Consider the following 13698-nt stretch of genomic DNA (forward strand, 5'->3'; position numbering starts at 1 on the left):
CGGGTCAGGAGGCGAGGGCGAGGCCGCGCGGGCGGCCGCGGCGCTGCTCGCGCGGGGCGCGCTCGCTCCCGAGCGCCTCCTCGACCTTCGCGGCCATCCCCTCGCGGAACTGCGCGACGTCGAACCGCTGGGCGTTGCGGACGCACGCCGCGGGGTTGATGGCGAGCGCGTCGAACCGCTTGACCGCCGCGGCGAGCGCCTCGGGACGCGCCTCCTCGTAGAACGTGCCGGTGACGCCCTCGACGACCGTCTCGCGTGCGCCGCCCTCGCGCAGCGCGACGACGGGCCGGCCCGCGGCCTGCGCCTCGACGGCGGCGATGCCGAACTCCTCGGTCGCGGTCACGACCAGCGCCCGAGCCTCGCCGAGCAGCGTCGCGACCTCCTCGTCGCTGATGCGCCCGGTGAACGTGACCGACGGGCCCGCGAGCTTGCGCAGCCGCCGCGCATCCGGCCCGTTCCCCACGACGACCAGCGGCAGCCCGAGCCGGTTGAACGCCTCGACCGCGACGTCGATGCGCTTGTGCGGCATCAGCTCCGACAGCACGACGTACGCGTCACCGACGCGGCTGGCCGGCGCGAAGCGCGACGTGTCGACCGGCGGGTACAGCACGCTCGCCTCGCGATCGAAGTAGCGCGCGATGCGCCGCCGGGTCGTCTCCGAGTTGGCGACGTAGCGGTCGACCCGCTGGGCCGCGACGAAGTCCCACATCCGCCAGCGCTTGAGGATCGCGGCGAGCGCGGCGCGCGTGAGCGGGTCGCGGCCCTGGAGCGTCTCGTTGCGCGCGTTCCACGCGTACCGGAAGGGGTTGTGGCAGTAGCTGACGTGCACGGCCTCGGGGTCGACGAGCACGCCGTGGGCCCACGCGCTGGAGCTCGACACGACGACGTCGTAGCCCGACAGGTCGAGCGCCTCCATCGCCGTGGGGTAGAGCGGGAGCAGCGCACGGAACGTGCGCGCGGTCGGCCGCAACCGCTGGAGCGACGACGTGTTCACGTTGCGATGCGCGAACCAGCCTTCGGTGCCCTTCTCGTCGTAGACCGCCGTGAAGATGTCGGCGTCGGGATACAGCGCGCAGAGCGCCGCGAACACGCGCTCGGCCCCCCGGATGTCCAGGAGGAAGTCGTGGATGAGCGCGACGCGACGTTCCATGGCGGCGCGAGTCTATGCCACGCTCCGGCCTTCATGACCACGGCCCACCGCCTTCTCGTGAGCACGCTGCTCGCCCTCGCTGCGTTCGCGTTCGCCGCGCCCGCCATCACACACGCCGCCGTACCGTCGAGCTTCTTCGGCGTGATGGCCGACGGCCCGCTCACGGAGGGCCAGGACGCCGTCCTTCCGCAGGAGACCAAGCTCATGCGCGGGGCCGGTGTCGGCACGATCCGCGTCGCGTTCTACTGGCGAGACATCCAGCCGGTGCAAGGTCAGGCTCCGGACTTCTCGCGCGAGGACCGCATCGTCGACGCGGCGGCCGACCAGGGCATCGCCGTGCTGCCCATCCTCGTCCGCGCCCCCGCGTGGGCGACCGGCGGGGACACCGCGGAGGGCGCGGTCCCGGACAACGCGGCGTACGCGGCCTTCGTCACCGCCGCCGTCCAGCGGTACGGCCCGAGCGGCACGTACTGGGCCGAGCGCGGCGCGGCGCGCAAGGTCCCGGTCCGGCAGTGGCAGGTGTGGAACGAGCCCGACATCGACCGGTACTGGTCCGGCGAGCCGTGGGCGCCCACGTACGTGAGCCTCCTCCGCGCCGGACGCGACGCGATCAAGGCCGCCGACCCGGGCGCGCAGGTCGTCGCCGCCGGGCTGACCAACCGCAGCTGGGAGGACCTCGGCCTGCTGTACGACGCCGGCGCCCGCGGGCTCTTCGACGCCGCCGCCATCCACCCGTTCAGCCGCCGTGTGGAGAACGTCGTGAAGATCGTCGAGCTCGCCCGCAAGGAGATGCGGCGCCGCGGCGACGCGAAGGTCCCGCTGATGCTGACCGAGGTGAGCTGGTCGTCCGGCAAGGGCAAGTCCTCCTTCAACTACGGGTGGGAGACGACGGAGTCGGGGCAGGCGGCGAAGGTCCGCGAGGCCCTCACCGCCCTCGCCGAGGCGCGCACGCGGCTGCGGATCGACGGCGTCTGGTGGTACACGTGGCTCTCCCCGCAGGTCGGCGACGACGAGTCGTTCTCCTACTCGGGGCTCCGGAAGCTCAGCGGCGGCAAGGCGGTCAACAAACCCGCCTACTCCGCGTTCAAGCAGACCGTGAAGCGGCTGCGATCGCGGTAGCGAAGCGGCGGGGCGAGCCTTCGTCCCACGCCAGGTACAGCTGCGGCTCGATCACCTCCAGCTCGATCAGCCGCAGCGTGCCGTCGTCCGCCCGCACGAGGTCCACGCGCGCGTACGGCAGCTCCTGCCCGACCGCGTCGAGCACGGCGCGCGCCACCTCCTGCGCCTCGCGGGGCGCCTGCTCTGCGACGACCTCGCTGCCGAACTCCGGCTGCGAGCGGATGTCGCCGCGCGCCGGCACCTTGCGCACCATGTGCGACAGCTCCCCGGCGGCGTACAGGAGCGACAGCTCGCCCTCCGTCCGGATCGACGCGAGCAGGGGCTGCACCAGCAGGTCCACCTCCGCCTCGACCTCCTCGCCGCCGGCCGCCTGACGCAGCCCGACCGACCCGCCGGAGACCGCCGGCTTGACCACGGCGGCGTCGAACGGGACGGTCGCCCGCTCGCCCTGCGGCACGTACACCGTGTCGACCACGGGGACGCCGCGCTCACCCAGCGAGCCGAGGTACGACTTGTGCGCGTTCCATCGCACGACGTCCGGTGGGTTGAGGAACCGCGGCGCCGCGGCGCTCGCCCGGTCGACCCAGGCCAGGAACTCCTCCGAGCGGTCGAAGTAGTCCCACACCGAACGCACGACGAGCGCGTCGCACGCGGACCAGTCGACGTCGGGGTCGGACCAGATGGCCGGGCGCGCGTCCACGCCGAGGTCGGTGAACGCGGGCAGCAGGAGCGCGGAGTCGGGATCGAGCTCCGGGTACGCGGCGGCGGTGGCGAGAACGAGTCTTGGCGGTGTCACGGATCGACACTCAAGCGAACGAGGTGTGACAGAAGTGCGTCGATCTGCGACGCAGTTGCGGACCAGCTGTAACGAATCGCGCGCGCCGCGCCCTTCCGGCCGAGCTCCGGGTCCCCCATCGCCCGGGTCACGGCGTCCGCGATCTCCCAGGGTTCATCGGGGTTCACGAGGATTCCGGCGTCGCCGACGACCTCCGGGAGCGCTGTTCGATCGGCCACCACGGTCGGTGTCCCGCATGCCATAGCTTCGAGCGCCGTGAGCCCGAACCCCTCGTACACCGACGGCAGCACGAACGCCTCCGCCCCCGCGTACAGGCCAGGAAGCGCGTCGTCATCGACATGACCCAGGAACGTCAGACCAGGAACGGCGGACGAACCGTCACGGAACTGCGGACGGTCGCCGCCGGCGACCAGCAGCTCCATCCCGTCGGCGGCGAGCCGGCGGGCGGTCTCGTCGAGCGCAGCGAGGTTCTTGCGCGCGGTCCGGCTCGCGACGGTGAGGACGTACGGCCGCTCGCGCCGCGCGGGCTCGACGTCGGGCCGGAAGCGCTCGTCGACGCCGCCCGGCACCACGGTGATGCGGGCCGGGTCCACGCCGAGGAGGTCGATCAGCTCGCTGCGGCTGAACTGGGAGACTGTGACGACATGCAGAGCCCGCTTCGCGAGGGCGGGCAGGATCGCCCGTTGCCAGGCCACGTAGAGCCGCGAGTACCACTGCGGCTCGCGCAGCGCGGCGGCGTCGTGGATGACGACCACGTTGCGCGGGAACGCGAGCGGCGCGAGGTTGGCGGGGCTGAACAGCACGGGCGCGCGCCGGCGCAGCGCGACGGCCGGCAGCACGCCCTGCTCCCATGCGTGCCCCGCGCGGTGCACGAACCGCGCCGGCGGTCGGGCGACGGCGTAGCGGAACGGGTCGATCTGCGGCAGGCGCACGACCATCTCGCGCGCCCAGCGCTCGACCCCGCCCAGCTCGGGCCGCGACGCCGCGCGCGCGTTGATGAGGACAGGACTCCAGGCCATTGATCGTCGGCGTGGACGCGCGTGCTCTGGCGGCCGGCCGCGGGGTGACGCACCATACCCGGGGGATGCTCGCCGCCCTGGCAGCGAGGTACCCGCGCGACGAGTGGCGCGCCTTCGTCCCCGGAACGGACCCGGTGGCGACGCCCGGCGGCGACGGCGCGGCGGGATCGGACGGCGGGGGCCTGAGTCTCATCCGCCACCGTGCCCCCGGCCGCGTGGTGTTCGGGGCCGCGGCGCTCACGGGCCGGCCGCGGCTCGAGCGGCTCGTGGGCGGCGCGGACGTCGTCTGGCTCCCCGCCCCCGCGCCGGTGGCCGTCAGCCCGGACGTGCCGTACGTCCTCACGCTCCACGACCTCACGTGGATCGAGCGCCCGCAGGACTTCACGCGGTACGAGCGCGCGTGGCACGCCGCCGCACGCGTGGAGCGGTTGGCGCGCCGCGCGGCGGCGGTCGTCTGCGTCTCGCACGCCACACGCGACGTCGCGCTCAGGACGTGGCCGCGGCTCGACCCGGCGCGCGTCCACGTCATCCACCCCGGCGTCCGGGACGTCAGCGACGACGGCACGCTCCCGCCCGGGCTGCCGGAGCGGTTCGTGCTCCACGTCGGGGCGCTCGAGCCCCGCAAGGACCTGCTGCTCCTCGCCGACGCGTTCGCCCGCGCGCGCCGCGACCACGACCTCGACGCCGAGCTCGTGCTCGCGGGCGACGGCCGGCTGGCCGACGCGCTGCGCGGACGCGCGGGCGTCCACGTGCTCGGCCGGGTCGCCGCCACCGGTCCGCTGTATGAGCGGGCGCTCGCGCTCGCCATGCCGAGCCGCCTGGAGGGCTTCGGCCTCCCGCCGCTGGAGGCGGCGCTCCACGGCACGCCCGCGGTGGTCTCCGACCTGCCCGTGTTCGCCGAGACGCTCGGCGACACGGCGCTCCGCGTTCCGCCGGGCGACGTCGACGCGTGGGCGCGGGCCCTCGTGGGCGTGACCGACCTCGACCCCGAGCCCGCCCGGCAGCGCGCCGCCACGTTCACCTGGGAGCGCGCGGCCGCCGCCCTCCACGCCGTGCTCGCGGAGGCCGCGCGGTGATCGCCGCCGTCACCGTCCTCCACGACTCCAGGCCGCACCTCGAGCGGCTGCTCGACTCGATCGACGCCCACACGCCCGGGCAGATCGCGGTCGTCGCCGTCGACACCGGCTCCACCGACGGCGGCCCCGAACTGGCCGCCGACCGCGGCTGCACGGTCGTCCACCGGCCCGACAACCCCGGCTTCGGGCCGGCCAACAACGCCGGGCTGGAGCACGTCGACGCCGAGGTGACCGCGCTCCTCAACCCCGACGTCGAGCTGCTCGACGACGGGCTGCTGCGGCTGGCCGAGCGGGCGACGGCCGGCACGCTTCTGTTCCCGCGTCTGCTCAACCCCGACGGCACGATCCAGGACTCCGCGCACCCGCGGCCGGGCACGTGGAGCGAGATCGCGCGGGCGGTCCTCCCGGCCCGCATCGCGCCGCAGCCGTACCGGGCGACCGCGACCCGCGTCGTGGGCTGGGCGATCGCCGCCGCGGTCGTCGCGCGCACCGAGACGCTCCGGGCGCTCGGCCCGTTCGACCCGCACGCGTTCATGTTCTACGAGGACCTCGACCTCTGCTTGAGGGCCGAGCGGTGCGAGCTGCACCCCGACGTCGCGCTCCGTCACGTCGGCGGCCATTCGACGGGCGACGAGCGGCTGTCGCTCGAGGCGGAGCGACGGCGGGAGGTCGTGGCGGCGCGGCTCGGCGCCGGCGCGCGCCGGCGCGACGACGCCGCGCAGGCCCTGACGTTCCTGCGGGCCGGGGTGCGCTCGCGACGGGCGCGCGAGCAGCTTCGCGCGCTCCGGGTAGCGCGGAGGGCATGACCCAGTTCTGGTTCGCCGGCTCCACCGAGCAGTTCCTGCCGTCCGAGATGCTCGCGCACGCGCAGGAGGCCGAGCGCGCGGGTTTCGACGCGCTCGCCGCGTCCGACCACTTCGCGCCCTGGTGGCCCGAGGGCAAGGGCACGCAGGCGTGGGTGACGCTGGCGGCGATCGGCCAGCAGACGACGAAGCCGATCGGCACGAGCGTCACGCCGGTCGTGCACCACTACCACCCGGGCGTGATCGCGCAGGCGTGGATGGCGCTGGAGGAGCTCTATCCCGGGCGGGTGTTCCTCGGCGCCGGGTCGGGCGAGTCGGTGAACGAGGTGCCGCTCGGCGCCGACTGGCCGCCGGTCGGCGAGCAGATCGAGCGGCTCGACCGCGGGCTGGAGGCGATCCGGCGGCTGTGGGACGGCGAGACCGTGTCGATGGACGGCGGCTGGTTCCGCCTGAAGGACGCCAAGCTCTACACGCGCGCTGCAGGACGGCCCAAGCTCTACGTCAGCGCGTTCGGCCCGCAGGCGGCGAAGGTCGCGGCGCGGTGGGGCGACGGGCTGTGGACGCTCGGCGACCCCGAGCAGGCGCCGGAGATCATCGAGGCGTACCGCTCGGCCGGCGGCACCGGCGAGATCATCCTGCAGGCCGGCTTCTCGCTCGGCACCGACGAGCAGGAGGCGATCGAGGGCGCGCGGATGTGGAAGGCGACGCAGCTCGACGACGTCTACACCGACGAGATCCCCGACCCCGCCGACATGCTGGCCAAGGCCGACGCGGAGATCAGCGACGAGGAGTTCGCGAAGGAGGGCTTCCTGATCGGCGCGGACGCGGACGAGCAGATCGCGCGTATCCGCGAGATGGAGGGCGCGGGCGCGACGGTGATCTGCCTGCAGGTGATCGGCGCGGACCCCGTCGGCTCGATCCGCCGCTACGGCGAGCACGTCCTGCCCGCGCTTCGTCACGCGGCGTGAGGCGACCGCCATCGGTCAGCAGCTCCTGCGCGCGCACGCCCACCCGACGGTGCCGGTTGACGGGGTCCCGGGGCCGGGCCCCGTCGCGGAGCTGAAGCACTTCGGGCGGCGATCTGGACGACGCCCTAGAAGAGCGCCATCTGATCCGGCGGCGGCAGCTCCGCCTCGGCCTCGGCCTCCGGCGCGGCGGGCACATCGGAGCCGGCAGCGGGCTGCGGGTCGTCGCCGGACGACACCGCGGCCTGGTCGGCCACGTGCTCGGCGAGCAGCGCGAGCGCCGCGGCCTCCGGGTCGAGCTCGGGGATCGGCTCGACGTCCGGCTCGTCCGGCGCGACCGGCTGCTCGGGGTGCGGGAGCGCGAGCAGCTCGGGGATCCGCGCGAAGTCGGCCCGCAGCGTGTCGAGCATCGACGCCGTGTAGAGCGCCGCGGCCGGGTGGTACATCGGCATCAGCCGCACCGCGCGCCGCCCGATCACCCGCACCTCGTCCTGCCCGTGCACGCGCGTGATGCCGGTCTGGTCGCCGCGCAGGAGCTTCGTCGCAAAGTTCCCGAGCGTGCAGATCACCTTCGGCTCGATCAGCTCGATCTGCCGCAGCAGCCAGCCGGAGCAGTTCTCGATCTCCCCCGGCTGCGGGTCGCGGTTGCCCGGCGGCCGGCACTTCAGGCAGTTCGCGATGAACACGTCCTCGCGCAGCAACCCGACCTCGCCCAGCAGCCGGTTGAGCAGCTGCCCGGCCTGCCCGACGAAGGGCAGCCCCTCGCGATCCTCGTTCGCGCCCGGGGCCTCGCCCACGAACATCAGGTCCGCGTTCGCGTTGCCCGCGCCGAACACGACGGTCGTACGCGTGGAGGCGAGCTGCGGGCAGCGCGTGCAGTCCCGGCACGCGAACAGCTCGGACTTCAGGTTCTCGCGTCGCTCGGCGGCGGAGAGCTGCATCGAGGACCGATCCTAGGCGCCTGGACGGACGGCCGGGGCACCCTTGCCGCACGCTCCGAGGATTCCGAGGTACGATGACGGAGGAGTCACCTTCCAGAGGCCGGTACCCACAGTGGACCGGACCCGCAGAGTTGATCGAGATCGCCATCATCGGTGACGGCCGCATGGGCCGTGCCCTGTCCCAGGCGCTGCGCGCCGCGGGCGACCGCGTCTCCGGCCCCCACGGACGAGGTTCCGACGGGGCGGGCGCGCCGGTCGTCCTGCTGTGCGTCCCTGACGGGGAGATCGCGTCCGCCGCGGCGCACGTCGCCTCCGGCCGCCTCGTCGGCCACTGCTCCGGCGCGACGACCCTCGCCCCTCTCGCCCCCCACGAGGCCTTCTCGGTGCACCCGCTGATGACCGTCACGGGCGAAAGCACGCGCTTCGCTGGTGCCGGCGCGGCGGTCGCGGGCAGCACGCCGCGGGCGGAGACGCTCGCGCGCACGATCGCCGAGGCGGTCGGCATGACGCCCTTCACCGTCGCCGACGACGACCGCGCCGCCTACCACGCCGCCGCCAGCGCCGCGTCGAACTACCTCCTCACCCTCCAGGCGGCGGCCGAGCGCCTGCTCCCGGACGGAACGGATCGTTCTGTTCTGGTCCCGCTGGTCCGTCAGACCGTGGAGAACTGGGCCGCGCTCGGCCCGAAGGCCGCACTCACCGGGCCGATCGCCCGCGGCGACGAGGCGACGGTCCAGCGGCAGCGGGCGGCGGTGCAGGAGCGCACGCCGGACGCGCTGGAGCTGTGGGACGCGCTCACGGCGCAGACGCGCGGGCTGGTGACGGCATGAGGATCGTCCGGACGGTCGCGGAGGTGCGCGCCGCGGTGCACGCGAGCGAGGGGCCTATCGGGCTCGTCCCCACGATGGGCGCGCTCCACGACGGCCACCTGGCGCTGGTCAGGGCGGCGCGCGAGCAGTGCGCGACGGTGGTGATGAGCCTGTTCGTCAACCCCACCCAGTTCAACGAGGCGTCGGACCTCGCGGCCTACCCGCGGACGGAGGAGCGCGACGCCGAGCTGGCGGAGGGCGCGGGAACGGACCTCCTCTTCGCGCCGGCGGTCGACGAGGTGTACCCGAAGGGCTTCGCGACCACGGTGTCGGTGCGCGGGGTGACGGAGCGCCTGGAGGGCGAGATCCGGGGCGCGGCGCACTTCGACGGCGTCGCGACGGTCGTCACCAAGCTCCTCAACATGGTCGGCCCGGACGTGGCGTTCTTCGGCCAGAAGGACGCCCAGCAGGCCGCGGTCATCCGCCGGTTCGTCACCGACCTCGACATCCCGGTGCGGATCGAGACCGTCCCCACCGTCCGCGAGCCCGACGGCCTCGCACTCTCCTCCCGCAACATCCGCCTCACCCCCGACGAGCGCCCCCGTGCGCTCGCCCTGCACGCGGCGCTCACGGCAGCGACGCAGGCGGCGGCCCAGGGGGAACGCGACGCGCGCGCCATCGAGCGCCGCGCGCGCGAGGCGATGATCCCCTTCGACGTCGAGCCCGAGTACCTCGAGCTCGTCGACCCGGAGACCCTCGTGCCCGTAGCCGCCCTCGACGGCCCTGTCCTGGTGGCCGTCGCCGCGCGACTCGGCAGCACGCGACTCATCGACAACACCCTCATCCACGTCAATGGGAGCACGTGAATGCAGAGGACGATGCTCAAGTCCAAGATCCACCGCGCGACGGTGACGGACTGCGACCTGCACTACGTCGGCTCGATCACGATCGATCCCGACCTGCTGGAAGCGGCCGACATCCTCGAGCACGAGCAGGTGCACGTCGTCGACGTCGACAACGGCGCCCGGTTCGAGACCTACACCATCGCCGGGGAGCGAGGTTCCGGCGAGATGAAGGTCAACGGCGCTGCCGCGCGCCTGGTCCACCGCGGCGACACGATCATCGTCATCTCCTACGCCGGGTACTCCCGCGAGGAGATGGAGCACTACGAGCCCCGCGTCGTCCACGTCGACGCGGACAACGGGATCATCGCGGCCGACGATCAGGTCGCGACGCTCCTCACCCACTAGGTCATTGGAAGAAGGCATGTCCACCTTCCCGCACAACCTGCAGCTGCCCAACGACGCGTCGCGCATCCCGATGACGCTGCCGCGGCTCTCCGAGAAGAAGGCGCTCGGCGAGCCGCTGGTCATGGTGACCGCGTACGACTACCCGAGCGCGCTCGCGGCCGACGCCGCGAACGTCGACATGGTGCTCGTGGGCGACAGCGGCGCGATGACCGTGCTCGGCTACGACTCCACGGTCCCGGTCACGCTCGACGAGCTCCTCATCCTGGCCAAGGCCGTCCGGCGCGGGCTCTCCGTCCCGTTCCTCGTGGGCGACCTGCCGTTCGGCTCCTACGAGATCAGCGACGAGCAGGCGGTCGCGACCGCGATGCGGTTCGTCAAGGAGGCCGGCTGCGACGCGGTCAAGCTCGAGGGCGGCGGCCCGACGTCGGTCGCGCGCGCCCGGGCGATCGTCAACGCCGGCATCCCGGTGATGGGCCACGTCGGCCTGACGCCGCAGACGGCGACCGCGCTCGGCGGCTACCGCGCGCAGGGCCGCAACGCCGACGCGGCGCTCCGCGTCGCCCGCGAGGCCGAGGCGCTCCAGGAGGCCGGCTGCTTCTCGGTCGTCTTCGAGGCGATCCCGTCCGCGGTGGCCGAGGCGATCATGCCGAAGATGCAGATCCCGGTGATCGGCATCGGCGCCGGCCCGTCGACCGACGGCCAGGTCCTCGTGTTCCACGACCTGCTCGGCATCCGCCACGGGCGCGGGGCGAAGTTCGTCAAGCGCTACGCGGACCTGCTCGACGAGATGACCGCGGGCGTCGCCGCGTACGCCGCGGACGTGCGCGAGCGCCGGTTCCCCGGCCCCGAGCACGGGTACACGATGCCGCCGGAGGAGCTCGAGCGCTTCCGCTCCACTTGACGACCCAGTCCATATAGGGTGCGCCGCATGCTCGAACGGCTCATCCGCCCCGAATACGTCTTCCGGCCGCGGGCGCTCGCACGGCGCCTGCGGCGGAAGGACGACGACGGGGACGCCGGATCCGTGATGCGCGTCGCGGTTCCGTGGAGCGACGGGATGTGGGTGCTGCGGGACGGGATCGGACGTGCGATCGACGAGACCGGGGTCTTCGACCTCCCGGTCAGCGAGGCCCTCCACCGCCTGCTCGACGACGGCGACACCGCCGTCGACGTCGGTGCGAACGTCGGGTACGTCACCGGCCTGATGGCCGCCCGGGTGGGCAGTCGCGGGCGCGTGCTGGCGTTCGAGCCGTACCCCGAGATCTTCGCGGTCCTCGAGCGGAACGTCGACGAGTGGCGCAGGCAGGCCGGTGCGGCCTCGCTCGAGGCGCACCGCGTCGCGCTGTCGGGCGAGCCGGGCACCGGCCGGCTCTCGGTGATCACCGCCGAAGACCGCCACAACATGGGTCTCGCCAGCCTCCGTGCGAGGAACGACGACGGGCAGGCCGACGACTTCGACGTCGAGCTCGCGCGCCTTGACGACGTGATCGGCGACGGCCACGTCGCCGTGCTGAAGATCGACGTCGAGGGCCACGAGCTGTCGGTGCTCCAGGGCGCGCAGCGCATGCTGAGCGAAGGACGCGTCCGGTACGTCGTCTTCGAGGACCACGGGACCCACCCGACGCCGCCGATGACCTTCCTCGAGGAGCACGGCATGACGATCTACGCGCTGCGGCCGTCGCCGTTCGGTCTCCGCGTGCTGCCCGCGACCGAGGCGAGCGCGCCGCCCGGCTGGCCCGGCCCGAACTACCTGGCCACCCGCGAGACGGCCGAGGCACTGGGGCGATTGCGCGCACGCGGCTGGCGGGCGCTGGGCTGAGCCCGCGACTGCCGCTGGAACCTGGCGCACTCGTGCTCGACACACCGGCGCACCTGACTCCGGGTTCTTCGATCTGCACGGTCGTTTGCACCACGCAAGCGGCCGTGCGGGTCTCCGGAATCAGGCTCCTGACGTTGCGTCGGACGTCCCTTCGGGGCACGGTCGGGGCATGCGTCGATCTCTCGTCACGGCTGCGCTCGTGTGCGTCTGTGCCCTGCCGGCGCAGGCGAGCGCCGCTGTTCCCCACGTCGTCCAGCCCGGTGAGACGCTCTGGTCCATCGCGGCGGCGAACAACCTGTACACGGGCGCCCTCGCGGCTTACAACGGCCTGTCCGCCGAGTCGAGCGTCGTGCTCGGCTCGACGATCATGGTCCCGAGCCACGCCGAGGCGCTGCCCAAGGTCAACGAGGCGATCGCCAACGGCGCGCCGCAGCCCAACGGCTCCACGACCGCCGCGCCCGCGTCGCAGCCCGCCGCCGAGCAGACCGCTGCCCAGCCCGCCGCGCAGTCCGGTCCCCCGCCCGCCGGCGCCTACCGGGTGCAGCCGGGCGACACGTTCTCGTCCCTCGCCGCCCGCGCCGGTGTGCGCCCCGAGCAGGTCGCGGGCGTCAACGGCCTGGACGTGAACGGCTACCTCGTCGCCGGCACGACGATCAAGCTCCCGCCCGCGTCCGCGCCGGTGCAGCAGGAGCAGGCGTCCGGCACCACGCTGGCGCAGGCCAACCCGCCCGCCGACGCGCAGGGCCCCGCCGCCACGCCCGGCCGCGTGACCTCGTCGGACATCCACCGCGTCGCCGCGCAGAACGGCGTCGACGGCGCGCTCGCCGCCGCGATCGGCTGGCAGGAGAGCGGCTTCAACAACGCGATGGTCTCGTCCGCCAACGCGCGCGGCGTCATGCAGGTCATGCCGGGCACGTGGGACTGGGTGCAGCGCAACCTCGCGTCGCGGCAGCTCGACCCGTCGAGCGCCGAGGACAACGTCCACGCCGGGACGCTCTACCTCGCGCAGCTGCTGAAGGAGACCGGCGGCGACCCCGTCACCGCCGCGGCCGGCTACTACCAGGGCCTGGCGAGCGTGCGGAAGATCGGGATGCTGCCCGAGACGCGCCAGTACGTCGACAACGTGATGGCGCTGCGCAGCCGCTTCGGCGGCTGACGCGACCTTCGGCGGACACATCGCCCGGATAGTCCGGGACCCCCTTGGGAGGGGTGCGTTGGGAGGGGCATGAACCGCATGTCCCTCCCCTCCCTCCTCGCCGCGGTGCTCGCCGTCCTGGCGCTCGCCGTAACGGCGACCTCCGCCTCGGCGCAAACGCCGGTGCGGAACCTCCCGCTGCCCACCGACCCAGCGTTCCTCGTCCCGCCCGGCAAGGTCGAGCACACCGTCACGATCGTCAAGGTGGAGGGCTCCCGCGCCATCCCGCGCCACGAGCGCCAGGAGCGCTGGATGACCCGCACGCGCGCCCGCACCGTCGTCACCGACGTCGCCACCGGCAAGGTGCTGCGCGAGCTGACGTACGCGCCGGGCGAGTCGCGCGTCTACGACGCCGAGGAGGGGCGCGTCACGATCATCAAGGAGCGCGGCCTGAGCCGGCCGCCGTGGACGACGTTCGCGTTCGAGGCCGCCGTCCAGAAGGCCTACATCGAGCAGGGCATCACCCGCGTCATCGGCGAGACGACAGTGAACGGCCGCCGCGCGCTCCAGGTCGAGTCGGTCCCGGGCAAGTGGAAGAGCGACGAGCCGAACGGCCGCACCACCGCCACCGTGGACGCCGAGACCTACGTGCTCTACGCGCGCCAGACCGCGCACCCGAACGGCGCCTTCACGCAGACCGACACGCACGAGGTCAGCGAGCTGCTGGACAGCGGGTCGGTCGCGACCGCGCGGATGGCGATGGGCAAGCACAAGGGCGCGAAGGTCAAGCGCGTCGGCCGGAAGTGAGCTAGAAGC

15 protein-coding genes are annotated in these 13698 nt (G+C 73.5%); 11 read left to right on the forward strand and 4 right to left on the reverse strand.

Annotation, left to right across the window (positions count from 1 at the left end; genetic code table 11):
- Positions 1-4 precede the first annotated feature (4 nt).
- Positions 5-1150 carry a glycosyltransferase gene (locus AC1UE5_RS05000; RefSeq protein ID WP_482920976.1) on the reverse strand — a complete coding sequence of 382 codons (1146 nt, stop codon included), beginning with the start codon at positions 1148-1150 and terminating at the stop codon, positions 5-7.
- 33 nt (positions 1151-1183) lie between these two features.
- On the opposite strand from AC1UE5_RS05000, the gene AC1UE5_RS05005 reads away from it, so the two are divergent.
- Positions 1184-2269 (forward strand): glycoside hydrolase 5 family protein, encoded by a 1086-nt coding sequence (locus AC1UE5_RS05005; protein WP_482920977.1) that lies wholly within the window; start codon positions 1184-1186, stop codon positions 2267-2269.
- On the opposite strand, the gene AC1UE5_RS05010 is transcribed toward AC1UE5_RS05005, so the two are convergent.
- Together AC1UE5_RS05010 and AC1UE5_RS05015 are read right to left on the reverse strand one after the other, a co-directional pair.
- A complete protein-coding gene (locus tag AC1UE5_RS05010; protein WP_482920978.1) occupies positions 2235-3065 on the reverse strand; it encodes an ATP-grasp domain-containing protein in 831 nt (276 codons plus the stop codon). The two genes, AC1UE5_RS05005 and AC1UE5_RS05010, sit on opposite strands and share 35 nt — an antisense overlap.
- On the reverse strand, positions 3062-4003 hold the full coding sequence (locus AC1UE5_RS05015) for a glycosyltransferase family 4 protein (RefSeq protein WP_482920979.1): 942 nt from the start codon (positions 4001-4003) through the stop codon (positions 3062-3064). The genes AC1UE5_RS05010 and AC1UE5_RS05015 overlap by 4 nt, the downstream gene beginning before the upstream one ends.
- Positions 4004-4149: 146 nt before the next feature.
- On the opposite strand from AC1UE5_RS05015, the gene AC1UE5_RS05020 reads away from it, so the two are divergent.
- Genes AC1UE5_RS05020 through AC1UE5_RS05030 form a run of 3 tightly spaced genes read left to right on the forward strand, consistent with a single transcriptional unit; the run spans position 4150 to position 6931 of the window.
- Positions 4150-5160: a glycosyltransferase family 4 protein gene (locus AC1UE5_RS05020; RefSeq protein ID WP_482920980.1), complete on the forward strand. Its 1011-nt coding sequence runs from the start codon at positions 4150-4152 to the stop codon at positions 5158-5160.
- Entirely contained in the window at positions 5157-5966 is an 810-nt protein-coding gene (locus AC1UE5_RS05025; protein WP_482920981.1) for a glycosyltransferase family 2 protein, read from the forward strand. The genes AC1UE5_RS05020 and AC1UE5_RS05025 overlap by 4 nt, the downstream gene beginning before the upstream one ends.
- Positions 5963-6931, forward strand: coding sequence for a TIGR03557 family F420-dependent LLM class oxidoreductase (locus tag AC1UE5_RS05030; RefSeq protein ID WP_482920982.1), 969 nt, complete (start codon positions 5963-5965; stop codon positions 6929-6931). The genes AC1UE5_RS05025 and AC1UE5_RS05030 overlap by 4 nt, the downstream gene beginning before the upstream one ends.
- Before the next feature lie 125 nt (positions 6932-7056).
- Here the strand turns inward: AC1UE5_RS05030 and AC1UE5_RS05035 are convergent, their stop codons facing one another.
- Positions 7057-7869: a uracil-DNA glycosylase gene (locus tag AC1UE5_RS05035; RefSeq protein ID WP_482920983.1), complete on the reverse strand. Its 813-nt coding sequence runs from the start codon at positions 7867-7869 to the stop codon at positions 7057-7059.
- Positions 7870-8000: 131 nt separating this feature from the next.
- Here AC1UE5_RS05035 and AC1UE5_RS05040 point away from each other — a divergent pair, with 131 nt between their 5' ends.
- The 7 genes from AC1UE5_RS05040 (at position 8001) to AC1UE5_RS05070 (ending at position 13689) form a co-directional block, all read left to right on the forward strand.
- Complete coding sequence (locus AC1UE5_RS05040; RefSeq protein WP_482920984.1) at positions 8001-8699, forward strand: DUF2520 domain-containing protein; 699 nt, start codon at positions 8001-8003, stop codon at positions 8697-8699.
- Entirely contained in the window at positions 8696-9544 is an 849-nt protein-coding gene (gene panC / locus AC1UE5_RS05045) for a pantoate--beta-alanine ligase (RefSeq protein ID WP_482920985.1), read from the forward strand. The genes AC1UE5_RS05040 and panC overlap by 4 nt, the downstream gene beginning before the upstream one ends.
- The gene (gene panD / locus AC1UE5_RS05050; RefSeq protein WP_482920986.1) at positions 9545-9928 is read left to right on the forward strand and encodes an aspartate 1-decarboxylase; all 384 of its coding nucleotides are present in this window, start codon (positions 9545-9547) and stop codon (positions 9926-9928) included.
- A 16-nt stretch (positions 9929-9944) separates the two neighbouring features.
- Positions 9945-10829: a 3-methyl-2-oxobutanoate hydroxymethyltransferase gene (gene panB / locus AC1UE5_RS05055; RefSeq protein WP_482920987.1), complete on the forward strand. Its 885-nt coding sequence runs from the start codon at positions 9945-9947 to the stop codon at positions 10827-10829.
- 27 nt (positions 10830-10856) lie between these two features.
- On the forward strand, positions 10857-11747 hold the full coding sequence (locus AC1UE5_RS05060) for an FkbM family methyltransferase (protein ID WP_482920988.1): 891 nt from the start codon (positions 10857-10859) through the stop codon (positions 11745-11747).
- Between the two features lie 169 nt (positions 11748-11916).
- The gene (locus AC1UE5_RS05065) at positions 11917-12903 is read left to right on the forward strand and encodes a lytic transglycosylase (protein ID WP_482920989.1); all 987 of its coding nucleotides are present in this window, start codon (positions 11917-11919) and stop codon (positions 12901-12903) included.
- A gap of 78 nt (positions 12904-12981) precedes the next feature.
- Entirely contained in the window at positions 12982-13689 is a 708-nt protein-coding gene (locus AC1UE5_RS05070) for a hypothetical protein (RefSeq protein ID WP_482920990.1), read from the forward strand.
- Positions 13690-13698: the final 9 nt, after the last annotated feature.

Source organism: Parviterribacter multiflagellatus, assembly GCF_056863265.1.